The sequence below is a fragment of the Enterobacter sp. LM3 genome (genome assembly GCF_046622475.1).
Taxonomy (GTDB): Bacteria; Pseudomonadota; Gammaproteobacteria; order Enterobacterales; family Enterobacteriaceae; genus Enterobacter; species Enterobacter cloacae_P.
In genome coordinates this window covers 1-26,866 of sequence record NZ_JBJURN010000001.1, presented here as the reverse complement: position 1 = coordinate 26,866, position 26,866 = coordinate 1, and the positions used below count along the sequence as shown (strand labels likewise).

Sequence of the window (26,866 nt, the reverse complement as noted above, 5' to 3'; positions counted from 1 at the left end):
CATTTAAAGGTGGCGCGTTTTTGCAGTAATTGCAAGTTTTATTGTTGCATTTAAATCCCTGTCCGAAACGGGTCTTTTCACATCGGCTCAAATAGCACATAAAGTGCAACAATTATTCTTGCACTTAGTTAAGCGCCTTCCTACAATCGCCGGGATAGTGTATTCGCAACTGTTACAGTTTTGTGGCGATGAACGACACAAATGGCCTTAAGCCAGCTACCGGACAAAGGAAGTGGCGCTGCGTCTCCCGCAGCGTCTTGCCCGGCGGCTACCAATACCGGAATAAAAATAATGAGCCTGCAAAAAACCTGGGGTAATTTTCATCTGAGCGCGCTGGGGGTCATGTTGCTCTCCGTGCTGCTCGTCGGATGCGATAACAGCGTCGCGCAAAATGCCGCGCCACCTGCGCCCGCCGTCAGTGCCGCTGACGTGGTGGTGAAATCCATTAGCCAGTGGGATAGCTTTAACGGCCGGATTGAAGCGGTGGAGAGCGTTCAGCTACGTCCACGTGTTTCCGGCTACATTAATCAGGTGAATTACATTGACGGTCAGGAAGTGAAGAAGGGTGAGGTGCTGTTCACGATTGATGACCGAACCTATCGCGCGGCGCTGGAACAGGCGCAGGCGAACCTGGCAAGAGCCAAAACGCAGGCCAGCCTTGCGCAAAGTGAGGCTAACCGTACTGATAAGCTGGTCAATACCAACGTTGTCTCCCGTGAAGAGTGGGAGCAGCGTCGTTCGGCCGCCACGCAGGCGCAGGCCGATATTCGCGCCGCACAGGCGGCGGTTGATGCCGCGCAGCTCAACCTGGATTTCACCAAAGTCACCGCGCCTATCGATGGCCGCGCCAGCCGGGCGCTGATCACCAGCGGCAATCTGGTCACTGCGGGCGACACCGCCAGCGTGCTCACTACGCTGGTCTCGCAGAAAACGGTTTACGTTTACTTTGACGTGGATGAGTCGACCTACCTTCACTATCAAAATCTGGCCCGCAGCGGGCAGGGGGCGTCCAGCAATCACACGGCGCTTCCGGTTGAGATTGGCCTGACGGGTGAGGAGGGTTATCCCCACCAGGGCAAAGTGGATTTTCTTGATAATCAGCTCACGCCAGGTACTGGCACGATCCGTATGCGTGCGCTGCTGGATAACGCGCAGCGGCAGTTCACGCCGGGACTTTTTGCCCGCGTACGTCTGCCGGGCAGCGCGGAATTCAAAGCCACGCTTATCGACGACAAAGCGGTGCTGACCGATCAGGATCGTAAATACGTTTATATCGTGGATAAAGAGGGGAAAGCGCAGCGCCGCGACATCACGCCGGGGCGTCAGGCCGACGGTTTACGCATCGTGCAGCAGGGGCTGAACCCTGGCGATAAAGTCATCGTCGAGGGTTTACAAAAAGTGTTTATGCCGGGTATGCCGGTTAACGCGAAAACCGTTGCCATGACCGCCAGCGCCGCCCTCAACTGATCCCTTACCCGAGAATCCAACCCATGGACTTTTCCCGTTTTTTCATCGACAGGCCGATTTTTGCCGCCGTACTGTCGATTCTGATTTTTATCACAGGATTAATCGCCATCCCGCTGTTGCCGGTAAGCGAATATCCTGACGTCGTGCCACCAAGTGTGCAGGTACGCGCGGAGTACCCGGGTGCCAACCCGAAAGTGATTGCCGAGACCGTGGCGACGCCGCTGGAAGAGGCGATCAACGGCGTTGAGAACATGATGTACATGAAATCCGTCGCGGGTTCCGATGGTGTGCTGGTGACCACCGTCACCTTCCGTCCTGGCACCGATCCGGATCAGGCGCAGGTTCAGGTGCAAAACCGGGTCGCGCAGGCCGAAGCGCGCCTGCCGGAAGACGTGCGGCGTTTGGGCATTACCACCCAGAAACAGTCGCCGACGCTCACGCTGGTGGTGCATCTGTTTTCGCCCAACGGTAAGTACGACTCCCTGTATATGCGCAACTACGCCACGCTGAAAGTGAAGGACGAGCTGGCGCGTCTGCCTGGCGTCGGCCAGATTCAGATTTTCGGCTCCGGCGAATACGCGATGCGCATCTGGCTGGATCCCAACAAGGTGGCGGCACGCGGGTTGACCGCTTCGGATGTGGTCACGGCGATGCAGGAGCAGAACGTACAGGTTTCCGCCGGGCAGCTTGGCGCTGAGCCACTGCCGAAAGAGAGCGATTTTCTGATCTCCATTAACGCCCAGGGCCGTCTGCATACCGAAGAAGAGTTTGGCAATATTGTCCTGAAAACGTCGCAGGACGGGACGGTCGTCCGCCTGCGCGATGTGGCGCGTATCGAAATGGGGTCCGGCAGCTATGCGCTGCGCTCCCAGCTGAACAATAAAGACGCGGTCGGGATTGGTATCTTCCAGTCTCCGGGGGCGAACGCCATCGATTTGTCTAACGCGGTGCGCGCGAAAATGGACGAACTGTCCACGCGATTCCCGGCGGACATGAAGTGGGCGGCACCTTACGATCCGACCGTTTTCGTGCGCGACTCCATCCGTGCGGTTGTGCAAACGCTGCTGGAAGCGGTCGTGCTGGTTGTGCTGGTGGTTATTCTGTTCCTGCAAACCTGGCGCGCGTCGATCATTCCGCTGATCGCGGTGCCGGTCTCGGTGGTGGGTACCTTCAGCATTCTTTACCTGCTCGGCTTCTCGCTGAATACCCTGAGCTTGTTCGGGCTGGTTCTCGCCATCGGTATTGTGGTGGACGACGCCATCGTGGTGGTGGAAAACGTCGAGCGAAATATTGAAGAGGGGCTTGCTCCGCTTGCGGCGGCGCATCAGGCGATGCGGGAAGTGTCCGGGCCGATTATCGCAATTGCGCTGGTGCTGTGCGCGGTGTTTGTGCCGATGGCGTTCCTCTCTGGCGTGACCGGTCAGTTCTACAAGCAGTTTGCGGTGACGATTGCGATTTCAACGGTCATCTCCGCGATTAACTCGCTGACGCTCTCTCCGGCACTGGCGGCACTGCTGTTAAAACCGCACGGCGCGCCGAAAGATTTCCCGACCCGGCTTATCGACCGTCTGTTTGGCTGGATTTTCCGTCCGTTTAACCGCTTTTTCCACCGCAGCTCGAACGGCTATCAGGGGCTGGTGGGTAAAACGCTGGGACGACGCGGCGCGGTGTTTGTGGTTTATCTGCTGCTGCTCTGCGCGGCGGGCGTGATGTTTAAAGTGGTACCCGGCGGGTTTATTCCGACGCAGGATAAGCTGTACCTGATTGGCGGCGTGAAAATGCCGGAGGGCTCGTCACTGGCGCGTACGGATGCGGTGATCCGCAAAATGAGCGAAATCGGGATGAATACCGAAGGCGTGGACTATGCGGTCGCGTTTCCAGGGCTGAATGCGCTGCAGTTCACCAACACGCCGAATACCGGGACGGTCTTCTTTGGCCTGAAACCGTTCGATCAGCGTAAACATTCTGCGGCGGAAATTAACGCTGAGATCAACGCGAAAATCGCGCAAATCCAGCAGGGCTTTGGCTTCTCCATTCTGCCGCCGCCGATTTTAGGGCTGGGTCAGGGGTCGGGTTACTCTCTCTACATCCAGGATCGCGGCGGTCTGGGCTATGGCGCGCTGCAAAATGCGGTGAACACCATGTCCGGTGCGATTATGCAGACGCCGGGAATGCATTTCCCGATCTCAACCTATCAGGCGAACGTTCCGCAGCTGGACGTGCAGGTCGACCGTGATAAGGCGAAAGCGCAGGGCGTGTCGCTGACCGATCTTTTCGGTACGTTGCAAACCTATCTTGGCTCGTCGTACGTGAATGACTTCAACCAGTTCGGGCGTACCTGGCGCGTGATGGCGCAGGCAGACGGGCAGTTCCGCGACAGCGTGGAAGATATTGCGAATTTACGCACCCGTAATAACCAGGGCGAAATGGTGCCAATTGGCAGTATGGTGAAAATCACGACCACCTACGGGCCGGATCCGGTGATCCGCTACAATGGGTACCCGGCGGCGGATTTGATTGGCGATGCCGACCCGCGCGTGCTCTCGTCCTCGCAGGCGATGACGCAGCTGGATGCGATGTCTAAGCAGATCCTGCCAAACGGGATGAATATTGAATGGACGGACCTGAGCTTCCAGCAGGCCACGCAGGGCAATACGGCGCTGATCGTCTTCCCGGTCGCGGTGCTGCTGGCGTTCCTGGTGCTGGCGGCGCTGTATGAAAGCTGGACGCTGCCGCTGGCGGTGATCCTCATCGTTCCGATGACTATGCTCTCCGCGCTGTTTGGCGTCTGGCTGACCGGTGGCGATAACAACGTGTTCGTGCAGGTGGGGCTGGTGGTACTGATGGGGCTGGCCTGTAAAAACGCGATCCTTATCGTGGAGTTTGCCCGCGAGCTGGAAATTCAGGGCAAAGGGATCATGGAGGCTGCTCTGGAAGCGTGCCGCCTGCGTTTACGCCCGATTGTGATGACCTCCATCGCCTTTATTGCCGGGACCATTCCGCTGATCCTCGGCCACGGCGCAGGCGCAGAAGTGCGCGGCGTCACCGGGATCACCGTGTTCTCCGGTATGCTGGGGGTGACGCTGTTTGGTCTGTTCCTGACGCCGGTGTTTTACGTGACGCTGCGTAAATTCGTCACGCGCGGCAAAGTGGAAAGGGAAGTGCTGCCCGCGTAGGGGCATTGCAGATAATAAAAAGCCGCTTTCACTGTGAAGGCGGCTTTTTTTGCACCAGGTAAAGCGTTACGACGTTTTTTGATACTGGGCAATAAGATCGGGGAGCGGATCGCATCCGCTGCTATCGGCGTTTTTGACCGCTTCCAGGGCACTTGCCACGGTATGGCGGGCTAATACCGCTAACGAAGCCTGCTCCGCTTCTTCGGATATCGATTTAAAGTACCAGCAGGCGTTAGCGCTGACCACGCAGCGGGCTGGTACGTCAGGGCGCGACGCCCACAGCTTTTTATCTTCGATGACCGAAAGGTAGATGTCGCGCAGGGTGATCTCTTCCGGCGGGCGACCAAGATGAATTGAGCCGTTACGGCCAAGCGTTGAGACGATAATGCCGTCACGCGTCAGCGGAACCATCAATTTGCGGATGAAGCTCGGATTCGCCTCCAGGCCGTAGGCCAGAATCGCACTCGTCGAACGTTCACCCAATTGCTCCGCCATCGCTACGCTGAGAACCATCTGCAAAGCTGTCGGGAAGCGGTAATCTAACATTTTTCTGTCCTGGGTTGCGGTGAATCTTGTTCTTTTTGGCACCGCAGAGGTGAATAAGCAATAAACAACAATATAACAAATAGGGTAATTTTTTTGAAGCAATCTGCGGCATTTGCGATCAAACACCCTGTTCCGGTTTAGCTAAATGTGCGGTTCGGGAAATCAACCGTCACCATGAGACCACCTTCTGCAGAAGTACTCAGATTTACGATGCCGTTGCGAAGAGGTATAGGTCCGCTACGAGCGAGGAACGGACGTTTGCACCTCACGAACGAACTTAAATATAAAATTTTCCAGTTATATAGTGGCTATAAGGTATGTATTGACATGATCTCTATGCCAAAATGAATTAAATTTAATCATTTATGGAGTAATGCAAATCATGGCTATTGTGTTTATCCCTGCCCTTGTTGCGCTGCTTGAAACCAAAGAGAAGGACTTCGGACGAGAATTGACACGAGAGGATGTTGAGTCGATTCGAGATAATGCTACTGCTATTGAGTTACCTGCAGAGATTGCCACGGACATGATCAAAAGCCGAGGCTATCCCGATGTTGATGCGCAAAATGCCTGGGATGAGTGGTTACTACATAAAAAACCATAAATTCTTAAGAGCATTGATGTGCTTCGAACAAAACTTCTCTAAATCGGTAAACTATTCGGTAAAGGAATATTATGATTTTTGGTGATCCCTATCGTTTTGCAATCTGGATTGAATACGTTCCGCAGTGGGGCGATTCTATAAAGAATGGTTTCTTTTATTTCTTTTTGAACGGGAGTATGTATCCTAATGATATCCGCACATCAACCTTATTCGTTGATTATGATGATGTCATTGATTCTGAAAATGCTCTTATAGCTATGCCATGCGATGATGAAATATTTAATGCATCAACAGATAAAGCTTTTGAATATCTATATAAAATGGCTTACCCACAGCCCACACCAGAGGATGAATATCCTGATGGAATATGTAAGTTCAATGCTTCAACCACGATCATTTTAGAATCTGGGGCATGTTTTTTTGCCGTTTCGAACAAAAATTTCGTTAGAATCTTAGGTGGTAAGGTATCTGAATTAGTCGAACATGGCGAGAGGCGCGTTTGGCAAGAGATAAAACGCCCTGTTATAGAGGATATAATTATAGAAAAAATTGAAATTAATAAAATAATTTCAAGCTTTAAGGAGTATACCACCTCTTTATTACAAACAGATCGTTAATGACATTCAAGGGCTAGGAATTTTGCATTTAAACCACTTATATCCTCATCTGAGAAAATCACTGCGAGGGCGTTTGTAACGCCCAGTATTCAGCTTAAATATGCACGAAATTCCTCTACTCAATGGGCATAAACCATGTTGCAAACTTCCGCTTCTGGCACAAAGCGGATGGACATATGTGCAATGTTCCCCCTGAGTGGAATCATGGAAAAGTTGATGATGCGCAACATTTCACCCCATAGTGATTGAAAGGTCACGATAGTAGGCGTATCAAAAAAGACGGCAACTTTGCCATTCTTTTAGGAAACGCAAATATGGCTGACAGAAGACCACTTAATCCAGGCGTAGTTGTTCCTAAACCCGGCGGCGGTACACAGCCCCGCGATCGTAACAATGATGGTAGAGTTCGAGAAAAGCGTTCGGATGCTGGTAAACCACGCAAATAATTACAAGCCGCCTACGGGCGGCTTTTTTCTGGAATGATCAGGTATAGCCTGATTTACGGCTGTCCGCTGTGAGCGAGAATCGGACGTTGGTACTTTTGCATCCACGAGAGTATTTTTATAAACAGTCGCCATTCATTCATTCATGTTCTCGACTACCTGCGCGCTACTTTGGCGCGCAGGGCCAGGAATGTAAACTACAAAAGATACCTAAGACGTGAAGCTAAAGGACAGACATGACAGCATATTTAAACGCTGATGCGGCAAGAGACTTACGCTCGGCCTTAGACAAGGCACCCGTTGGCGCTGTGAACGGAGAATGGTTCTTTATAACCGAACAGGCTGGCGTCTCCTCACTAACTGGAGGCTACATGTATGCAGATGGGAGTCACATTGCAGAGGGGAACCACGCCCTTCGAACGGTACGGGAGGCTGTCGAGAAACTTGAAGCATCACATTTACAGCCTTTTAATAAGGTCATCGTTCGCTGGACAAGATCTAAAATACCGTTAATACGCGGGCGCGTTACGGTTGATACACTGTTTGATAAGACAATCGTGCCGCGCGGTCCTCAAGACCCGATTTATGAGGCCGCCTCTATAGCAAGACGAGCCTTTTGGGAAAGGTATGGCAGCGTCTCAGATGATTTTATAGCTGAACGGGATGACGCAAACGTACACAACCAGACGAACTGGTTCGGACCCCATCGTCGAGTGCTCAACATTATGAGCAAAACGACATTTACGCTGGCCACCGATGGCCTCTCGACGCCCTGGGCCGGCATTGCAGACCCGGAAAATGGCGTGGGCTGCGAACTTTTCATGGAATTAGACGCTTCTACTACCATCAGCCACCCGATGGATGACTGGGCTTCTCTCTTGATTAGTCTGGGCGATCTCGTTGCAGATGGGTATCAGGTTGCTGACGATGTTGAAAAATATGGGGCAATCCTGTTTTGTACGCTTACAGACGAATATCACCCATTGACCCGAATCATTCTCAGCCTTGATGACCGCAGGATTGATAATTTACCTTTTGGCTCAGTTCCGCTGATCCGTGTCACGCTGATAGCAGAGGCCGAGGTTGAACATCTGGACCAATCTGATGAATGGGCATCACGCGCAGCAAAACATGCACTCGCGGAACGGCAGAGAGAAACATAGAAATTACGACGATGTTGTTCACGCTCCTTACGAGGCAGATTGAGTTCAGTTACCTTCTTAACATAATGAAGTTTAAGGTCCGCTGTGAGCGAGTGGCGGACTTAAACGGTATATTTTGAGTTATAATACTAAGTGAAGTCAGAACAGTTCAGATGTGAATGCAGGCAATCACAATACAGATCCTGTAAACAGTTAAAGTGTTATTCAGGGAGAAAAAGATGTGTTTTGAGCGAAAAAAGGAACGTGCACTTGCCATTATGGAAAGTAAAAAGATGTGGCGCAGCAACTATGCCCCCCCTCTGTTGCGTGGATTATGGAAGTTAGGACTAAGAATACCGCCATTACCTTTCGCTTCATTTTGGCAAATAACATTCATTATGGGATTCGGATTTGGTCTTGTATGGGGACTCGGTATGTGGTTTTTCACATGGCAAGGTATGGGCGTTCAACCTTCCTGGGCGATATTAAGGAGTCTCTCAGGTGGGATTCTATTTGGCGTGATGATGGCAGCGTTTCACGGATGGCGCAAAAAGGCCAATAATCTGCCTGACTGGAAAAACCTGTAAATGACTTGCAAACGAATCAGCATCGCTTAAAGCCCACTCTAGGCACTCGCTGCCGTTCCACCCATCCGCCGCCCGCTGGCGGCACCACAGCACCCGGCAGGGCCAACTCCGGCTAAGCGATAGTTTTTGAACTATGTTTAACACCATTCAGAATAATAAAATAGTTGAAGATTTATCAGGATCTGAGTGGCGGCGGCCTCAATCCGGAGCATTTGAAAACCAGAACCTCAACCAGAAATGTGCCAGCATGACGTGAGTAATATCCATATCCGGAGAATAACGTGTTCGGAAAACTTTTTTTAAACTACATGCCAGGGTTACAAAATTTATTAGCCTACGATAAAAGCTGGCTAAAACATGATGTTAAAGCCGGGTTATCCGTTGCGGCTGTCGCGCTACCCGTTGCTATTGCTTATGCCGAGCTGGCGGGTGTTGGGGCAATCGTAGGGCTGTATTCCTGCGTTTTACCGATGATAGCTTATGCACTGTTTGGTTCTTCACGTCAGCTTATTGTTGGCCCTGATGCAACAACCTGCGCGGTGATTGCGGCCGTCGTGGTTCCGCTGTCTGCCGGAAATCCCGAACTGCACTGGCAACTGACGATTATCATGACATTAATGATGGGCGGGTGGTGCCTGCTTGCCAGTAAATTTCGCCTGGGCGCACTTGCCGATCTGCTTTCTCATCCCATTCTTACTGGTTTGCTTAATGGCGTAGCCGTAACGATTATTGTCGGGCAATTAGGTAAGGTTCTGGGGATTAAGCTTGATGAGGCGCAGGTTATTGAGAAAATAATTGCCTTGCCAGGCCGAATTTCAGACAGCCATTTATTAACCTTAGGGATATCACTTTTAACGTTAGCTATTTTAATGGCTATCAAAACGTATCGCAGCCACTGGCCTGCACCGTTGATTGCCATTGTGATAACAACGGCACTGGTATGGGGCACATCTGCACAAAATTATGGGATAGCCACTATTGGAGGAGAAGGTTTCCAGCCGGGCTTACCCGTCGTTAACTGGGCAGCGTTTCAGCCAGGTCTGATGCGTGATTTAGTGATCCCGGCGCTGAACCTGGCGTTGGTCAGTTTTGTCAGTCTGATGCTGACCGCTCGCAGTTTCGCCGCGAAAAATGGCTATGAAATTAATGCTGATGCTGAGTTCAGAGCGCTGGGTATTGCGAATCTCATGTCTGGATTATCGCAGGGGTTTGCTATCAGTGGAGCCGATTCCCGGACTGCGGTTAATGATTCAACTGGGGGGAAAAGTCAGCTGGTTTCCGTGGTCGCAGCCTTACTCATCGGTATCGTGGTAGTATTTTTCACTCAGCCATTACAATTTATTCCCGTTTCTGCATTAGGTATTGTTCTAATGTATGCATCGTGGTCATTGATTGATTTACGTGGGCTATGGAACCTGAGGCGAAGAAATAAACAGGCATTTCGCCTGGCTTTCTTCACGTTTGGCTGTGTTTTAATTATCGGCGTTATCCAGGGGATCGGGCTTGCGGTGTTGCTTGGCCTGTTACAGTTCCTGCGTACAGTCTTTCGCCCCTCTGAGCACTTACTGGGAACTGACGAAAATGGAATGATTCACTCATTAGGTAATACAACCGATATTAAAATGATCCCGGGCGTGCTGATGTATCGATTTAACTCCCCGTTGACCTATTTTAATGTGGCTTATTTTAAACGTCGGGTATTGAACTTAGTTGATGGTGCAGCATTACAACCTAAATGGGTGGTCATTGATGCCGTTGCCTGCTTCACCTATTCAGATATCAGTGTCCTGGCAACCATTAATGAGTTAAAGCGCGACCTGAAAGGGCGACAGATCACGTTAATCCTTGCGGGCAGGAAAACGGAATTAACGCGCTGGTTTAAAGAAAGTCGGCCAACAATGAAAGATGATGACATGATTCTGGCACCCGATCTCTATCTGGCACTCCGGTTCATTCAAAGCAAAGAGAGTGCGAGTGAGGGGGAATCAGCCGGTGATGTATAACCAACATCTGGTCATCATCAGGTCATGGCTGACCATTCACCAGGAAATTGAGATAAGTTCAGCTCAGTAGTCCGGCTCCGACGTTCACCGACAGACCAAGAATCGCCAGATTGAAAACAAAAGAAACCACCGACTGGAGCAACGTAATTTGTCGCATGTCGGTGGTACCGGTCGCCACATCGGCGGTTTGTGACGCTACAGCGATGGTGAAGGAAAAATAAAGGAAATCCCAGTAACCCGGTTCCTCTGGTTTTTCCGGAAAGATCATCGGCGTGACGTCTTTACTTCGGTGTAGGTAATGGTGGTGAGCGTAATGCATGGCAAATGAGGTGGGCAATAAGGCCCAGGAAACCGCCAGCGTGGTGCTGGTCAGCAGCAGATGCAGCACGCGCGGTGTTCCGGTGAGGTGCTTTAGTGAGGTCAGCTCAATCAGGATCGCCAGGATACTGACCAGGCAGCCGAGAATCACCATGCCCAGCACCAGCCCCGCGCTCTCATCCTGCATTCTGGCAATATGCGGAATATCCTGCACATCAGTACGTAACATACGAAACCACATAAAGAACAGATATAGCCACGCCAGCACGTTCCAGCCTATCAGCAACCGTTGCAGATCTCCCAACTCAGGGGGAAGGGCTAAAAAGCAGATGACTCCGGCCAACATAGCAATCAGTAAACGCATGCGCCCGTGAAAATAAGTTCTGAAAGAAAAGAGCATGATGTGAGTGTATTAGCGAAGGGACGATAGATTAACTATAGACACCCGTTGAAGATTTGAGAGTCTCACGGTGGTACAAACCCGCCTCCAGACACAGACCGGCGGCTTTGAGCGAGTAGCGGAAGCTCGCAATTGTTATTACCGCGTAGGATGCATTACTAACGTTGCTATGTGTTAACGAACGGGGTGCGGGTCAAGCTAATCGTAAATGCAGGTCGAACCGATTTCAAATGCAGGTCACTACATTTATGCTTACGGCAATTGTTGACAGAAATAAGTTGGCAAGGTCGATCTCGAAGGGGTGGACTGGAAAAAAAGCTGGTTGAGGTGGATTAAAATGGCTATGGAAGTTCACGGGTTTATTATTTCGTCTCCGTTCGTGTTCGTCTGCGATGGTAAGGTTTATCGCAGCCAATCGGGGAAAAACTGGACGGTCATATTTAGCCGTTACGGTACGCAAGCCTGGGGGAATGATACCTATGCTTCCCAGCGCGTTGACCGTGCTTGCCCGCCAAATCGTAACGAAGAAGTTCGTTTGGCTTTCCGTGGCGCAGTTATGCGCCACTTCAAGCTGAACTATACCCAAATTGAGGCATTCTTCCAGCGTCAGATCGACGAGGACAAGCAAATCCTGGTCGAAGGAAATTCGGTTAAACGCCATGTGGGTGGCCGCAGCAGCTACAGCACAGGCAGTAGCAGCACGACGTTATCTGCTCCCGCGCCCGCTCCAGTCAAAAAGGAATCCCCCCATCCAGCGCTTAAACATGGTTGTCCAGCAATTCGTTTGGAAGAATTCCTAGCCTGGGAAAAAGCGCACCTTGGGATTTTGAATCGTGTCAAAATGCCCCAGCGCGTTGCCATGTTTCTGGGAACCTGGGAAGAACCGAATGCGGTCAAACCTGAACCCGTGGTGGCCGAAGAACCCCAGGCTGAAGAACCTCGAGCCGAACGGTCGCTGGCTGAAGAACGCGAACATAAAGAAGATGTACCCTTCTATGGCCGTCGCCGTTGTGATCAGGGGAAATTCCGTGAAGATGTGATGCTTAACTGCGGTGGCCGTTGCGTCTACACGAATGCCATTGCGGTACGCTGCGAAGCCGCACACCTTAAAGCCCACGCTCGCAAAGGTGGCGCGAGCTTTAAAAACGGTCTGCTGCTGCGCGCTGATATCCACAAGCTCTTTGACGCGGGACTATGTGCCATCGATCCGCACACGCTTAAACTCTGGTTCGCGCCAGACTTGGTAAAAAAAGACGCAGATCTCGCGGCCATTGATGGGATAACGATGCGCAAAACGCTGCTCCCTATCAACAAAGACAACATCGAAGACCGCTGGGATGCCTTCGTTAAGATCTTGCTGGCATGATTAACTGGTCACAAATGTCCGCTCCTGGCACCAAGCCGACCATCTAAAAAACCATAGAGTCAGCTATAAACAAGGGCCAGCAACACTCTCTCCCCCACACAACCCACTTCCCTTCTTCGATTTTGCACAGCCCCACACATACAGAATGTCGAGAGAAAGCAGGGCGTTTGCTATGCTATGGCAAACCAATAAGGAGAGCGCAGATGACACAAGGTGCAGTGAAAACACCAGGTAAACGTTCGCAGGCGGTGAGCGCCAAGAAACAGGCGATCCTCAGTGCGGCGCTGGAGACGTTTTCACAGTTTGGCATCCACGGCACGCGGCTGGAGCAGGTGGCAGAGCAGGCCGGGGTGTCCAAAACCAATCTGCTCTATTACTACCCGTCCAAAGAGGCGCTTTATGTTGCGGTGATGCAGCAGATCCTCAATATCTGGCTGGCTCCGCTGAAGGCGTTCCGCCAGGAGTTCGCCCCGCTGGTGGCAATCAAAGAGTATATTCGCCTGAAGCTGGAGGTATCACGCGATTACCCGCAGGCGTCGCGACTGTTCTGTCTGGAGATGTTGCAGGGCGCACCGCTACTGCGGGCCGAACTGACGGGAGATTTAAAACAGCTGGTCGATGATAAGTCGGCAATTATCGCCGAATGGGTGGCCAGCGGAAAACTGGCTCCCGTCGACCCGCATCATCTGATCTTTATGATTTGGGCCTCTACTCAGCATTACGCTGACTTTGCGGCCCAGGTCGAAGCGGTGACCGGTAAGACATTACGGGATGAGGCGTTTTTCCAGAGCACGCTGGAAAACGTGCAACGGATGATTATTGAAGGGATCCGCGTGCGTTAATTTGCCGGTGGGAGAGGGCAGCTTAAATCGCCCTCTTCGCACTGCATCAGCGAGGCAAGAAAGGCTTCGCGCTCCACGGTTTTTTCCGTCAGGCACTGATTCACAATCATCGGCTGAATGCTGCCGCCTTCGGTTCCGGAACCAATAAACGTACAGTCCGCATCACGCAGGGCGATCCACGCCTGCTGTGCTTTTTTCAACAGATCCCGTTGTGGGGCTGCCGCGCGTTTGATGGCCGCCTGGTAGGTCTGGTTGAGCTTTTTATCTGCTGCCTGGTATTGCTGTGCCGTACAGGTGTTGAGTTCCAGCTGGGTGCTGGCGTTCGCGCACTCGTCGGCCAGCGCGTTTGCGCTCAGCAACAATGCCGCACCTGCGATCAGGTAGTGTTTCATACATTCCCCATAAAAAAAGGCTCCGTCTCCGGAGCCTTATTAGCACAGCGTTAGCCTATTGTCATCAGGCTCGCGTTACCTCCCGCCGCCGCGGTGTTGACGCTGAGCGAGCGCTCAACGTACAGACGCTCCAGAAGCAGGTTGGTTTCGCCGCGTGCAAAGCCCTGCACCGAAACAATCGCTCCGCTGCGGGCTGCAACCTGTTCGCACAGCTCGCGTAACTGGTCGGAATCGCCGTGGTAGATCACCGCATCAAACGGCTGGGTCAGCAGGACATCGGCCTTCGCAAAGTGGATGCGGGCAGAAACTGCCTTCGGCAGCTGTTTCGCCAGGTCACGATGCAGGCCATCTTCCGGCCACAGCACTTCACAACCCGTTGCGGCAGCGGCGGCCAGTTGAACCAGCGCATCCTGCTCGTTATCCGCGACGCACAGCACGCGTTCGCGCGGCATGAGCGTCCAGGTGTTGCGCTCGCCGGTTGGCCCCGGCAGCAGACGCTGTGTGCCTGCCTGCGCCAGCTCGCCATATTGCTGAGCAACAGCGCGCAGTTCAGGACGTTTATCGGCCCACTTGATGAGCGCTTCCAGTGGCTGAGTCAGCACCGCTTTCAGCTGTGTATCCACTGGACGTTCTGCATCCTGACGCGCCAGCGTTACGCCCAGCGCATTTTCCGGGCGGTTTGCCAGCAGGCGGTACAGGTAGAGTGGTCCACCAGCTTTAGGCCCGGTTCCGGACAACCCTTCGCCGCCGAACGGCTGAACGCCCACGACTGCGCCGACCATGTTGCGGTTCACATACAGGTTGCCCACTTTGGCACTGCCGGTGACCTGGGCGATGGTTTCATCGATACGGGTATGCACACCGAGCGTCAGGCCGTAGCCGGAGGCGTTGATCTGCTCAATCAGCTCGTTCAGGTTGTTGCGGTTGTAGCGCACCACGTGCAGCACCGGGCCGAAGACCTCTTTTTTCAGCTCGTCGAAGCTTGCCAGTTCGATAAGTGTTGGTGGTACAAAGGTGCCGGTCTGCCATTCACGGGCATCTTCGTTGTTTTCACGGACGGCCTGGAACACCGGACGACCTTTGGCGCGCATGGTCTGAATGTGGTTTTCGATATTGCTTTTGGCTTCCACGTCGATAACCGGCCCGATGTCGGTAGTGAGACGACCCGGGTTGCCCATACGGCATTCGGCCATTGCACCGCGCAGCATCTTCAGCGTGTGGTCTGCCACGTCATCCTGCAGGCACAGCACGCGCAGGGCGGAGCAGCGTTGTCCGGCACTGTCGAACGCGGAGGCCAGCACGTCGACCACCACCTGCTCGGTCAGCGCGGAGGAGTCAACAATCATGGCGTTCATGCCACCGGTTTCCGCCACCAGCGGCGTTGGACGACCCTGTGCGTCAAGGCGTGTCGCAATATTGCGCTGCAGCAGCGTTGCCACTTCGGTGGAGCCGGTAAACATCACGCCGCGCACGCGGTTATCGGTGGTCAGCTTCGCACCCACCGTTTCACCACGGCCCGGCAGCAGCTGGATAACGCCTGCCGGTACGCCCGCTTCCAGCAGAATGTTAATTCCCTGAGCGGCAATCAGCGGTGTTTGCTCTGCTGGTTTTGCCAGCACGCTGTTGCCTGCCGCGAGTGCGGCGGCAATCTGGCCGGTGAAAATCGCCAGCGGGAAGTTCCACGGGCTGATACAGACCACCGGGCCCAGCGGGCGATGGGTTTCGTTATCGAAATCATCACGAACCTGGCCTGCGTAGTAGTGCAGGAAGTCGACCGCCTCGCGGATTTCGGCAATAGCGTTGCTGAAGGTTTTACCCGCTTCACGCACCAGAATACCGATGAGCGATTGCATCTGATCTTCCATCAGCACCGCAGCACGTTCCAGAATGGCGGCACGCTCCTGAGGCGGCGTGGCGAACCAGATAGGGGCATTGTTCACCGCACTGTCCAGTGCCAGGTCAACTTCCGCTTCCGTGGCTTCACGCACGTAACCGACAATATCTTTTGGCTCTGCCGGGTTAATCACTGGCTGCATTTCGCCGTCAACAACAGCCTGCTCCAGGATCGGTTTGGCCTGCCATTTATGTAATGCGCTGTTGAGCAGAGCAGAAGAGAGGGACGCCAGACGGTGTTCGTTAGCGAGATCCAGACCCGCAGAGTTGACGCGGCCTGTGCCATACAGCTCACGCGGCAGGGCAATCTTCGGATGCGGCAGACCAATCTGGCCTTCCTGTGCTGCCATTTTCTCAACGGCCTGCACCGGGTCGGCGACCAGCTCGTCCAGCGGCAGCGTGGTGTCGGCAATGCGGTTAACGAAGGAGGTGTTCGCCCCGTTCTCCAGCAGACGACGCACCAGGTACGCCAGCAGGGTTTCATGCGTGCCTACCGGGGCATAAATACGGCACGGACGGTTCAGCTTGCCATCCGCCACTTTCCCGGTGACCTGCTCGTACAGCGGTTCACCCATGCCGTGCAGGCACTGGAATTCATACTGACCCGGGTAGTAGTTCTGCCCGGCCAGGCTGTAAATCGCCGCCAGGGTGTGGGCGTTGTGGGTCGCGAACTGTGGGTAGATCAGGTTTGGCACGCCAAGCAGTTTTTTCGCGCAGGCAAGATAGGAGACGTCGGTGTAAACCTTGCGGGTATAGACCGGGTAGCCTTCCAGGCCGTCCATCTGCGCACGTTTGATTTCGCTGTCCCAGTATGCGCCTTTCACCAGACGGATCATCAGGCGACGGCGGCTGCGGGTGGCGAGGTCAATCAGGTAATCAATGACGAACGGGCAGCGTTTCTGGTAGGCCTGAATAACAAAGCCAATGCCGTTCCAGCCGGCGAGTTCAGGTTCGAAGCACAGTTTTTCCAGCAGATCGAGGGAGATCTCCAGACGGTCGGCCTCTTCGGCGTCGATATTGATGCCGATGTCATACTGGCGCGCCAGCATCGTCAGAGATTTCAGGCGCGGGTACAGCTCGTCCATCACGCGGTCATACTGCGCACGGCTGTAGCGCGGGTGCAGGGCGGACAATTTAATCGAGATGCCCGGGCCTTCATAAATGCCACGGCCATTAGAGGCTTTACCGATGGCGTGGATCGCCTGTTGGTAAGAGACCATATACGCCTGGGCATCGGCAGCGGTCAGCGCCGCTTCGCCCAGCATGTCGTAAGAGTAGCGGAAACCTTTATCTTCCAGCTTGCGGGCATTGGCCAGCGCTTCGGCAATGGTTTCGCCGGTCACAAATTGTTCACCCATCAGGCGCATCGCCATGTCCACACCTTTGCGGATCAGCGGTTCACCGCTCTTACCGATAATGCGGTTCAGGGAGCGGGAGAGGTTGGCTTCGTTATGGGTAGAGACCAGTTTGCCGGTAAACAGCAGGCCCCAGGTCGCCGCGTTAACGAACAGCGACGGGCTGCGGCCAATGTGTGACTGCCAGTTACCGTTACTGATTTTGTCGCGGATCAGTGCATCGCGGGTGGCTTTATCGGGGATACGTAGCAGCGCTTCCGCCAGACACATCAGCGCCACGCCTTCCTGTGAGGAGAGGGAGAACTCCTGCAGCAGGCTTTGCACCATCCCGGCACGACCGCTGGCCGTTTTCTGGCTACGCAGCTTGTCGGCAAGCTGATACGCCAGGCTGTGCGCCTGGGCGGCAATGGCGTCCGGCAGGCGAGCCTGCTCCAACAGCATCGGGACTGCGTCAGTTTCGGCACGGCGGTAAGCGCCGGTAATGGCGGCACGGCTGACGGACTGCGGCAGGATCTGCTCGGCGAATTCGAGGAACGGCTGATGGCTCTCTTCGGCTGCCGGAGTAGCGTCATCGCTTTCATTGGCGGCACCCGCCAGCAGGGCTGGCAGCTCTGGCAGGCCATCTTCACTCTCCAGCCTTTCCAGATAGTTAAAAATCGCCTGCTTGATTAGCCAGTGCGGCGTGCGGTCAATGCGGGTCGCTGCGCTCTTAATCCGTTCGCGGGTCGCGTCATCCAGCTTAACCCCCATAGTGGTCATACCCATGCCAAAACTCCTGTTGTTCTGTAGTCGTGTTCTGTCGTTAGCGTGAAATATCCATCATGTTGCAACTTTGTGCAACCGTGTTAAATGTGACCTGGTTTGCAAGCTGGAAAATGAATGGATTGTTAATGGATGGTTAGCTGGAAAAAAGTGCTGGCTTCTGAATCCGAAGCCTGTTTTTATGCGGGACTTAACATTTTTAAAAGGTGCAACCCGCAAAAGCGTGAGCGAGTGCAACCTATGGGAAAGACGTATAAAACCAGGGATGAATTTGATGTAAATGCAGTGTTAAATCGTTTGTCAGCGGGATGCGCATGCGGCAGGATAGCGCGCCCAATGGAAACACATACACACATCACTACGTTCCGGTGATCATATAACAAGGCAACCCGGATGGTTGTCGCTCGACATTTTGGAGAATTTGAATGGCAATTAGCACACCGATGCTGGTGACATTTCTCGTTTATATTTTTGGCATGATCCTGATAGGGTTTTTGGCATGGCGTTCAACGAAGAACTTTGACGACTATATTCTGGGCGGACGTAGTTTAGGGCCAATGGTGACGGCACTCTCTGCGGGTGCATCGGACATGAGCGGCTGGTTGCTGATGGGCCTGCCGGGTGCGATTTTCATCTCTGGTATTTCAGAAAGCTGGATCGCCATCGGCCTGACCGTCGGCGCGTGGATCAACTGGAAGCTGGTGGCAGGCCGTCTGCGCGTGCATACCGAAGCCAACAACAACGCCCTGACGCTGCCGGACTACTTTAGCGGACGTTTTGAAGATAACAGCCGTATCCTGCGCATCATCTCCGCGCTGGTTATCCTGGTGTTCTTCACCATCTATTGTGCTTCCGGCATTGTGGCCGGTGCGCGTCTGTTCGAAAGCACCTTCGGCATGAGCTATGAAACAGCGCTGTGGGCCGGTGCGGCGGCGACTATCCTCTACACCTTCGTGGGCGGCTTCCTGGCCGTAAGCTGGACGGATACCGTGCAGGCGAGCCTGATGATTTTCGCGCTGATCCTGACGCCAGTGATTGTGATTTTCACCGTCGGTGGCTTTGCTGATTCTCTGGAAGTGATTAAGCAGAAGAGCATTGAAAACGTCGATATGCTGAAAGGGCTGAACTTCGTTGCCATCGTGTCTCTGATGGGCTGGGGTCTGGGCTACTTCGGTCAACCGCATATTCTGGCGCGCTTTATGGCCGCTGATTCCCACCACACCATCGTACATGCACGTCGTATCAGTATGACGTGGATGATCCTCTGCCTGGCGGGTGCGTGTGCCGTAGGCTTCTTCGGTATCGCCTACTTCAACAATAACCCGGCGCAGGCGGGTGCGGTGAACCAGAACGCCGAGCGTGTGTTCATTGAGCTGGCGCAAATTCTGTTTAACCCGTGGATTGCCGGTATCTTGCTGTCGGCCATTCTGGCGGCGGTCATGTCCACTCTGAGCTGCCAGCTGCTGGTGTGCTCCAGTGCTATCACCGAAGATCTGTACAAAGCGTTCCTGCGTAAAGGGGCAAGTCAGAAAGAGCTGGTGTGGGTCGGGCGTTTCATGGTGCTGGTGGTGGCATTGGTTGCCATTGCGCTGGCGGCGAACCCTGAGAACCGCGTGCTGGGCCTGGTGAGCTACGCGTGGGCGGGCTTCGGTGCTGCGTTTGGCCCGGTAGTGCTCTTCTCCGTGCTGTGGTCACGTATGACCCGTAACGGCGCGCTGGCGGGAATGCTCATTGGTGCGGTGACCGTTATCGTCTGGAAACAGTTCGCCTGGCTGGGCCTGTACGAAATCATTCCTGGCTTCATCTTCGGCAGTATCGGCATTGTGGCGTTCAGCCTGCTGGATAAAGCACCGTCAGCGGCAATGCAGAAACGCTTTGCCGACGCGGATGCGCATTACCACTCTGCACCTCCGTCAAAACTGCAGCCGGAATAAATTCCGTCTCGCTCCTGGAGGCCGGGTAAGCGGTAGCGCTACCCGGCTTTTTCTTGCAAATTTTCTGTAATTACGTTGATATCGCTGCACTTATAACAATGAGGATAGCGAAGAATGATGATTAAAACAGGGTTGATGGCGGTAGCATTATTGATGCTGGCAGGCTGTAACGCCCCATCGCAACACGCTGCGGCGGATACCTGCAAAGCGGATAACCAGATGCAGCAAACCACGCTCTATTTCGGGCTGAACCGCCCGGCAGGGAAAGAGATCACCGGCCAGGAGTGGCAGCAGTTTGTTGACCAGGACGTGACGCCACGTTTTCGTGATGGCTTAACGGTGTTTGATGCACGCGGGCAGTGGCTGGGCAACGACGGGAAAGTAGCACGCGAGCAGAGTAAGGCGCTGATGCTGATCCACGGTAAAGATGCCCAGAGCGAGAAGAATATTGAGGCGTTACGCGGGATTTATAAATCACGCTTTGCGCAGGAATCGGTGATGCGTGTTGATCAGCCGGTGTGCGTGCAGTTTTGATAAAACCAGCCGGGTGGCGCTAACGCTTACCCGGCATTAACTCACAATACTAACCCTGCAACGCTCGCCGACAGCAAGCTTACCAGCGTCGCGCCATACACCAGACGCAGACCGAAGCGGGATACCACGTTCCCCTGTTGCTCGTTCAGGCCCTTAATTGCCCCTGCCACAATGCCGATGGAGGCGAAGTTAGCAAACGAGACCAGGAAGATGGACAAAATCCCCAGCCCGCGCGGTGTCATCTGGTGGGCAATTTTTTGCAGCTCAATCATCGCCACAAATTCATTCGCCACCAGCTTGGTCGCCATAATACTCCCGGCATTCAGGGCGTCGCTCAGCGGAATACCGACCAGCCACGCCAGCGGATAAAACACATAACCCAGGATCTGCTGGAAACTCATGCCAAATACGCTGGAGAAGAGGGCGTTGATGGCGCTAATCAGGGCAATAAAGCCCATCAGCATCGCCAGAATAATCATCGCCACTTTAAAGCCTGCCAGAATATACTCACCCAGCATTTCAAAGAAGCTCTGGGATTCGTGCAGTTTTTCTAGTTTGATATCCGGTTCGGCTTCCGGACGTGCCGGGTTGATAACAGAGAGAATAATAAAGGTGCTGAACATGTTCAGAACAAGTGCCGCCACGACAAATTTGGCGTCGAGCATCGTCATATAGGCACCCACAATCGACAGGGAAACGGTTGACATGGCCGTTGCTGCCATCGTGAACAAACGACGGGAAGAGAGATCGCCAAGTATCCCTTTGTATGCAATAAAGTTTTCTGACTGACCGAGGATCAGTGAACTCACTGCGTTAAAGGACTCCAGCTTGCCCATGCCATTCAGTTTTGACAGCAGCGTACCGATGACCCGAATAAAGACTGGCAGAATTCGCCAGTGCTGAAGAATACCAATCAGTGCAGAGATAAAAATAATTGGGCAGAGCACGCCGAGGAAGATGAATGCCAGCCCTTTTTCACCCATCCCGCCAAAGACAAAATTGGTGCCTTCAGCGGCGAATTTAAGCAGTGACTCAAAGAAACCCGACACATATTTAATCAGAAACAGGCCGCTTTCGGCATGCAGGAAAAAGAACGCCAGGGCGATCTCAATTACAATCAGCTGTAAAACAAAGCGAATACGAATTTTTCGGCGGTCAAAACTCGTAAGCCAGGCAAGCGCAAGAATAATCACCAGCGCCAGCAGGAAATGGACAACGTTATACATAGTTTTATTTCAGTTGGTTTTTGAGGCGCATATTTAGCCACAGCGCTGATTAACCGTAAATGAGCATTTTCTTTATACGTTATAAACCTAACGATAACCACCGAAACTATTACCCTGCGAGTTTTTTACATCTCATCATCAAAACGCCACACATTTCGCTTGTGTTTCTTTTCTCCGTAATGATAATCACTATCACAAGAATTTACCTTTCTTTTCACCAGTTGACCGCGATAAACATTTAAGGTGTCGGCATGTTTGTTCCATTTCTCATTATGTTACGTGAGGGGCTTGAAGCGGCCCTCATTGTCAGCCTGATCGCCAGTTATCTGAAGCGAACCCAGCGCGGACGCTGGATTAGCGTTATGTGGGTTGGGGTTGTCCTCGCCGCAGCGCTCTGCCTGGGGCTGGGGATCCTTATCAATGAAACCACCGGAGAATTTCCGCAGAAAGAACAAGAGCTGTTTGAAGGCATCGTCGCCGTGATTGCGGTGGTGATCCTCACCTGGATGGTGTTCTGGATGCGTAAAGTCTCCCGCAACGTGAAAGTGCAACTGGAGCAGGCGGTGGATAACGCATTGCAGAAGGGCAATAACCACGGCTGGGCACTGATCATGATGGTCTTTTTTGCGGTGGCGCGGGAAGGTCTGGAATCTGTCTTCTTCCTGCTGGCTGCGTTTCAACAGGATGTCGGTATCTGGCCGCCGCTGGGCGCAATGCTGGGGCTGGTCACCGCCGTGGTGCTGGGCTTCCTGCTCTACTGGGGCGGCATTCGTCTTAACCTGGGGGCGTTCTTCAAATGGACCAGCCTGTTCATTCTGCTGGTCGCGGCAGGGCTGGCGGCAGGGGCTATTCGCGCCTTCCACGAAGCGGGTCTGTGGAATCACTTCCAGGATGTGGCGTTTGACTTCAGTAACGTCCTCTCTACCCATTCTCTGACCGGCACGCTGCTCGAAGGTATCTTCGGCTATCAGGAAACGCCGAGCGTCAGCGAAGTGGCAATGTATTTCATCTATCTCATTCCGGCGCTGGTGCTGTTTTTTATGCCATTGCGCCCCAGCGCTCAGCCGTCGCGTACTGCGCCCTGAAGTGCACCGTGTAGTTACAACATACTTTTAAAAGGGAAGTGTCATGGCAATTCAATTTCGTCGTAGTGCGTTACAGGCGGGTGTGGCAGCGCTGATTGCATCTGCATTTGCAGCTCAGGCTGCTGATATTCCACAGGTTAAAGTGACGGTGAATGATAAACAGTGTGAGCCGATGACCATCACGGTCAACAGTGGCAAGACCCAGTTTATTATTCAGAACCATAGCCAGAAAGCGCTGGAGTGGGAGATCCTCAAAGGCGTGATGGTGGTGGAAGAGCGTGAAAACATCGCCCCTGGCTTCAGCCAGAAAATGACCGCTAACCTGCAGCCGGGTGAATATGACATGACCTGCGGCTTGCTGACGAACCCTAAGGGTAAGCTGATCGTTAAGGGCGAAGCCACGGCGGATGCCGCAAAAGGCGCGGCCTTGTTGAGCCTGGGTGATGCCATTACTGCCTATAAAACCTGGGTCGCCACAGAAACCGCCGGTCTGGTTACGAGCACCAAAGCCTTTACCGATGCGGTGAAAGCGGGGGATATCGAAAAAGCGAAATCCCTGTATGCGCCAACCCGTCAACACTACGAGCGCATCGAGCCGATTGCCGAACTGTTCTCTGACCTCGATGGCAGCATTGATGCCCGTGAAGATGATTACGAGCAGAAAGCCGCCGATCCGAAATTCACCGGTTTCCACCGTCTGGAAAAAGCCCTGTTTGGTGACAACTCCACCAAAGGCATGGAGAAATATGCCGATCAGCTGAACAGCGACGTGCTGGAGCTGCAAAAACGCATTAGCGAGCTGGCCTTCCCGCCGTCAAAAGTAGTGGGTGGGGCAGCCGGTCTGATCGAAGAAGTGGCCGCGAGCAAAATCAGTGGTGAAGAAGATCGTTACAGCCACACTGACCTGTGGGACTTCCAGGCGAACGTCGACGGTGCGCAGAAAATTGTCGATCTGTTGCGTCCTCAGTTGCAAAAAGAGAACAGCGAACTGTTGGCCAAAGTGGATGCCAACTTCAAAAAAGTCGACACCATTCTGGCGAAATACCGCACCAAAGACGGTTTTGAAACCTACGACAAGCTGACCGATGCTGACCGTAACGCGCTGAAAGGCCCGATTACAACGCTGGCGGAAGATCTCTCTTTACTGCGTGGCGTACTGGGTCTGGACTAAGCACGATGAACAAACATGATGAATATGATGTCGCTGAGCCTTCACGACGTCGATTGTTAAAAGGGGTTGGGGCGCTTGGCGGCGCGTTTGCGCTGGCCGGTGGGTGTCCGGTGGCGCATGCGGCGAAACCGCAAAACGCTCCCGGCGTGCACTCACCGGGTACCCGCATGGAGACGCAGCCCTTTTATGGCGAACACCAGTCGGGCATTCTGACACCGCAGCAGGCCTCCATGATGCTGGTGGCCTTTGATTCGCTGGCGAGCGATAAAGCCGGGCTGGAGCGCCTGTTCCGCCTGCTGACGACACGCATTGCGTTTCTCACCGCCGGTGGCCCGGCACCGGAAACGCCGAACCCGCGTCTGCCACCGATGGACTCCGGGATCCTCGGGCCGTTTATCGCGCCAGATAACCTGACGATTACCGTTTCGCTCGGTGAGTCGATGTTTGATGCGCGCTACGGTCTGACACAGCAGAAGCCAAAAGCACTGCAAAAAATGACGCGTTTCCCGAACGACTCTCTGGACGCAAACCTGTGCCACGGCGATCTGTTGCTGCAGATCTGTGCCAATACGCAGGACACGGTTATCCATGCGCTGCGCGATATCATCAAGCACACGCCAGATTTGCTCAGCGTTCGCTGGAAGCGGGAAGGGTTTATCTCTGACCATGCTGCCCGCAGCAAAGGGAAAGAGACACCGGTGAACCTGCTTGGGTTTAAAGACGGTACGGCCAACCCGGACAGCCGCGATGGCGCGCTAATGAAAGATGTGGTCTGGGTTACAGCCGATCAGGGTGAACCTGCCTGGGCGGTGGGCGGCAGCTATCAGGCCGTGCGGATTATCCAGTTCCACGTTGAGTTCTGGGATCGTACACCGCTCAAAGAGCAGCAGACGATTTTTGGTCGCGATAAACAAAGCGGTGCGCCGCTGGGTATGCAGCATGAGCATGATGTACCTGACTACGCCAGCGACCCGGATGGTGATGCCATTGCGCTGGACAGCCATATCCGGCTGGCGAACCCGCGCACGAAGGAGACACAGTCCAGCCTGATGATGCGTCGTGGCTACAGCTACTCACTGGGGGTGACCAACTCCGGCCAGCTCGATATGGGGCTACTGTTTGTCTGCTATCAGCACGATCTGGAGAAGGGCTTCTTAACCGTACAGAAGCGGTTGAACGGTGAAGCGCTGGAAGAGTACATTAAACCCATCGGCGGCGGCTATTTCTTTGCCCTGCCAGGGCCGCGCGATAAAAATGCGTATCTCGCACAAGGCCTTATCGAAGCCTGATATACATCCCTGCGATAGTTCGCAGGGATATTATTTTTTCATATGACTCCCTTCTTGTTATATTTCTGTAATATTCCTGTATGAGACTGATTTCAACTGCAGGAGCGGTCTTAAAAGTTGCATTCAAGTAAAATAAATGTTGCATTTATGATAATTCTTGATGTACTTAATATAAGGCAGCGGTTGTTCCCGGCAGTGATGCTGAATCACTATGGAGATCGCGAATGGTTGCGTCCTGTACTGGACAAGGTAAACATAACAACCGCAGCACCCGGCGCGGAGGCTCAGACTCCGGCAGCGATTTCCTCACCACTAAATTCTCCCCCTCGACTCAAGAACCTCATTCTACCGACGTGCAAAATGGTGCGCGTAGCCGTTCTGTATCGTCATCCGGAAAAGCAAGCAATGGCTTACAAGGAAGCCAACCCTCAGATGTTCGTGCGCATAATCGTGCCGAAGCTGGCGCGTGTGATGAATACCAACAACTCAAGGTGCTATCCATGGGAAGACAAAAAGCAGTGATCAAAGCTCGTCGCGAAGCAAAACGTGTGCTGAGACGGGATTCACGCAGCCATAAACAGCGTGAAGAAGAATCGGTCACCTCGCTTGTGCAGATGAGTGGCGTAGAAGCAATTGGCATGGCGCGGGACAGCCGTGATACTTCTCCAGTTGTGGCACGCAATGAAGCTCAGGCGCACTACCTGAATGCTATCGAGAGTAAACAGCTCATCTTTGCAACCGGTGAAGCCGGATGCGGGAAAACCTGGATTAGTGCAGCCAAAGCGGCGGAGGCTCTGATCCATAAGGACGTGGACAGAATTATTGTCACCCGTCCGGTACTGCAAGCTGATGAAGATCTCGGCTTCTTGCCCGGAGACATTTCGGAGAAATTTGCCCCGTACTTCAGGCCCGTCTATGACGTGCTGGTGAAACGACTGGGGGCATCCTTCATGCAGTACTGCCTGCGACCAGAGATTGGGAAGGTGGAAATCGCGCCGTTCGCTTATATGCGCGGACGTACATTTGAAAATGCGGTCGTCATTCTTGACGAGGCTCAGAACGTGACCGCAGCGCAAATGAAGATGTTTTTAACGCGCCTCGGGGAGAATGTGACTGTTATCGTCAATGGCGATATTACCCAATGCGACCTGCCATCCGGTGTGAAATCTGGGTTGAGCGACGCCATGTCACGTTTTGAGGAAGATGAGATGATTGGGGTGGTTCGCTTCACCAAAGAGGACTGCGTGCGCTCGGCACTCTGCCAGCGCACGTTGAAAGCGTACTACTGAGTTTGCTGTTGTGTTCAAGGCCCGGGAAACCGGGCTTTGTTTTTTGTGCTTTTTATTCCCTCTCCCCTGGGGCTGAGGGTTCCCCACAAATGAATGTGGGCAGTGCATAATTCCCTCGCCCCTTTGGGGAGAGGGTTAGGGTAAGGGGCTCAGACCGCACTGAGCTGCATAAAGCACCGGGGGGGGGGATTGACTCGCTTCGCTCGCCGTTACTCGGCCCATCCACGGGCCTCGCCCCTTCGGGGCCAACGCAGGCGTTTTTGTGCGGGCAGATTCCTCGCAGGCTCGTCATCTGTCCAACTGGCTGTCGCCAGTTGTCGAACCCCGGTCGGGTGTTCTCATCCCCCCCGCAGGCGTGCAACATGCGAAAAAAAAGCCCGTACTTTCGTACGAGCTCTTTCTCGAATATGGCGGTGAGGGGGGGA

The 26,866-nt window shown here is 53.6% G+C and carries 21 protein-coding genes; 16 read left to right on the top strand and 5 right to left on the bottom strand.

The genetic code is table 11. The features are described from left to right. Positions 1-291: 291 nt before the first annotated feature. Together ACJ9N4_RS00105 and oqxB are read left to right on the top strand one after the other, a co-directional pair. Positions 292-1,467: an efflux RND transporter periplasmic adaptor subunit gene (locus ACJ9N4_RS00105; protein ID WP_182919754.1), complete on the top strand. Its 1,176-nt coding sequence runs from the start codon at positions 292-294 to the stop codon at positions 1,465-1,467. Between the two features lie 23 nt (positions 1,468-1,490). Beyond that, positions 1,491-4,643, top strand: a complete 3,153-nt coding sequence (oqxB, locus tag ACJ9N4_RS00100) for a multidrug efflux RND transporter permease subunit OqxB (protein ID WP_182919755.1) — start codon at positions 1,491-1,493, stop codon at positions 4,641-4,643. A 66-nt stretch (positions 4,644-4,709) separates the two neighbouring features. Here oqxB and ACJ9N4_RS00095 read toward each other — a convergent pair whose 3' ends face one another. After that, positions 4,710-5,189, bottom strand: a complete 480-nt coding sequence (locus ACJ9N4_RS00095; protein WP_182919756.1) for an RrF2 family transcriptional regulator — start codon at positions 5,187-5,189, stop codon at positions 4,710-4,712. 382 nt (positions 5,190-5,571) lie between these two features. Between ACJ9N4_RS00095 and ACJ9N4_RS00090 the strand changes: the two genes are divergently transcribed. The 5 genes from ACJ9N4_RS00090 (at position 5,572) to ACJ9N4_RS00070 (ending at position 10,585) form a co-directional block, all read left to right on the top strand. After that, complete coding sequence (locus tag ACJ9N4_RS00090; protein WP_182919757.1) at positions 5,572-5,793, top strand: hypothetical protein; 222 nt, start codon at positions 5,572-5,574, stop codon at positions 5,791-5,793. A gap of 71 nt (positions 5,794-5,864) precedes the next feature. Continuing rightward, positions 5,865-6,410, top strand: coding sequence for an immunity 42 family protein (locus tag ACJ9N4_RS00085; RefSeq protein ID WP_182919758.1), 546 nt, complete (start codon positions 5,865-5,867; stop codon positions 6,408-6,410). 679 nt (positions 6,411-7,089) lie between these two features. After that, positions 7,090-8,016 carry a hypothetical protein gene (locus ACJ9N4_RS00080; RefSeq protein ID WP_182919759.1) on the top strand — a complete coding sequence of 309 codons (927 nt, stop codon included), beginning with the start codon at positions 7,090-7,092 and terminating at the stop codon, positions 8,014-8,016. Positions 8,017-8,234: 218 nt separating this feature from the next. Continuing rightward, entirely contained in the window at positions 8,235-8,582 is a 348-nt protein-coding gene (locus tag ACJ9N4_RS00075; RefSeq protein ID WP_182919760.1) for a DUF6404 family protein, read from the top strand. Positions 8,583-8,863: 281 nt separating this feature from the next. Then, positions 8,864-10,585 carry a SulP family inorganic anion transporter gene (locus ACJ9N4_RS00070; RefSeq protein WP_182919761.1) on the top strand — a complete coding sequence of 574 codons (1,722 nt, stop codon included), beginning with the start codon at positions 8,864-8,866 and terminating at the stop codon, positions 10,583-10,585. 58 nt (positions 10,586-10,643) lie between these two features. Here the strand turns inward: ACJ9N4_RS00070 and ACJ9N4_RS00065 are convergent, their stop codons facing one another. Further along, positions 10,644-11,303 (bottom strand): DUF1345 domain-containing protein, encoded by a 660-nt coding sequence (locus ACJ9N4_RS00065; RefSeq protein ID WP_182919762.1) that lies wholly within the window; start codon positions 11,301-11,303, stop codon positions 10,644-10,646. 337 nt (positions 11,304-11,640) lie between these two features. Here ACJ9N4_RS00065 and ACJ9N4_RS00060 point away from each other — a divergent pair, with 337 nt between their 5' ends. After that, a complete protein-coding gene (locus ACJ9N4_RS00060) occupies positions 11,641-12,669 on the top strand; it encodes an HNH endonuclease signature motif containing protein (protein WP_232105449.1) in 1,029 nt (342 codons plus the stop codon). Positions 12,670-12,872: 203 nt separating this feature from the next. Then, complete coding sequence (gene rutR, locus ACJ9N4_RS00055) at positions 12,873-13,511, top strand: HTH-type transcriptional regulator RutR (RefSeq protein WP_182919763.1); 639 nt, start codon at positions 12,873-12,875, stop codon at positions 13,509-13,511. Here rutR and ACJ9N4_RS00050 read toward each other — a convergent pair. Continuing rightward, positions 13,508-13,903, bottom strand: coding sequence for a lysozyme inhibitor LprI family protein (locus ACJ9N4_RS00050; RefSeq protein ID WP_182919764.1), 396 nt, complete (start codon positions 13,901-13,903; stop codon positions 13,508-13,510). The genes rutR and ACJ9N4_RS00050 overlap by 4 nt on opposite strands. A 50-nt stretch (positions 13,904-13,953) precedes the next feature. Beyond that, positions 13,954-17,916 carry a trifunctional transcriptional regulator/proline dehydrogenase/L-glutamate gamma-semialdehyde dehydrogenase gene (gene putA / locus ACJ9N4_RS00045; protein WP_411500170.1) on the bottom strand — a complete coding sequence of 1,321 codons (3,963 nt, stop codon included), beginning with the start codon at positions 17,914-17,916 and terminating at the stop codon, positions 13,954-13,956. 422 nt (positions 17,917-18,338) lie between these two features. On the opposite strand from putA, the gene putP reads away from it, so the two are divergent. Beyond that, a complete protein-coding gene (putP, locus tag ACJ9N4_RS00040) occupies positions 18,339-19,847 on the top strand; it encodes a sodium/proline symporter PutP (protein WP_182274474.1) in 1,509 nt (502 codons plus the stop codon). A gap of 114 nt (positions 19,848-19,961) precedes the next feature. Next, positions 19,962-20,381 carry a DUF3574 domain-containing protein gene (locus tag ACJ9N4_RS00035; protein WP_411500169.1) on the top strand — a complete coding sequence of 140 codons (420 nt, stop codon included), beginning with the start codon at positions 19,962-19,964 and terminating at the stop codon, positions 20,379-20,381. A gap of 41 nt (positions 20,382-20,422) precedes the next feature. Here the strand turns inward: ACJ9N4_RS00035 and ACJ9N4_RS00030 are convergent, their stop codons facing one another. Beyond that, a complete protein-coding gene (locus ACJ9N4_RS00030) occupies positions 20,423-21,607 on the bottom strand; it encodes a NupC/NupG family nucleoside CNT transporter (protein WP_182274476.1) in 1,185 nt (394 codons plus the stop codon). A 251-nt stretch (positions 21,608-21,858) separates the two neighbouring features. On the opposite strand from ACJ9N4_RS00030, the gene efeU reads away from it, so the two are divergent. The 5 genes from efeU (at position 21,859) to phoH (ending at position 26,441) form a co-directional block, all read left to right on the top strand. After that, complete coding sequence (efeU, locus tag ACJ9N4_RS00025) at positions 21,859-22,692, top strand: iron uptake transporter permease EfeU (RefSeq protein ID WP_411500168.1); 834 nt, start codon at positions 21,859-21,861, stop codon at positions 22,690-22,692. Between the two features lie 43 nt (positions 22,693-22,735). Continuing rightward, positions 22,736-23,863, top strand: coding sequence for an iron uptake system protein EfeO (gene efeO / locus ACJ9N4_RS00020; protein ID WP_182274478.1), 1,128 nt, complete (start codon positions 22,736-22,738; stop codon positions 23,861-23,863). Positions 23,864-23,868: 5 nt separating this feature from the next. Next, positions 23,869-25,152: an iron uptake transporter deferrochelatase/peroxidase subunit gene (efeB, locus tag ACJ9N4_RS00015; protein ID WP_182919768.1), complete on the top strand. Its 1,284-nt coding sequence runs from the start codon at positions 23,869-23,871 to the stop codon at positions 25,150-25,152. A gap of 147 nt (positions 25,153-25,299) precedes the next feature. Continuing rightward, entirely contained in the window at positions 25,300-25,674 is a 375-nt protein-coding gene (locus ACJ9N4_RS00010; protein ID WP_182919769.1) for a hypothetical protein, read from the top strand. Then, entirely contained in the window at positions 25,653-26,441 is a 789-nt protein-coding gene (gene phoH, locus ACJ9N4_RS00005) for a phosphate starvation-inducible protein PhoH (protein WP_182274481.1), read from the top strand. Before ACJ9N4_RS00010 ends, phoH begins: the two co-directional genes overlap by 22 nt. Positions 26,442-26,866: the final 425 nt, after the last annotated feature.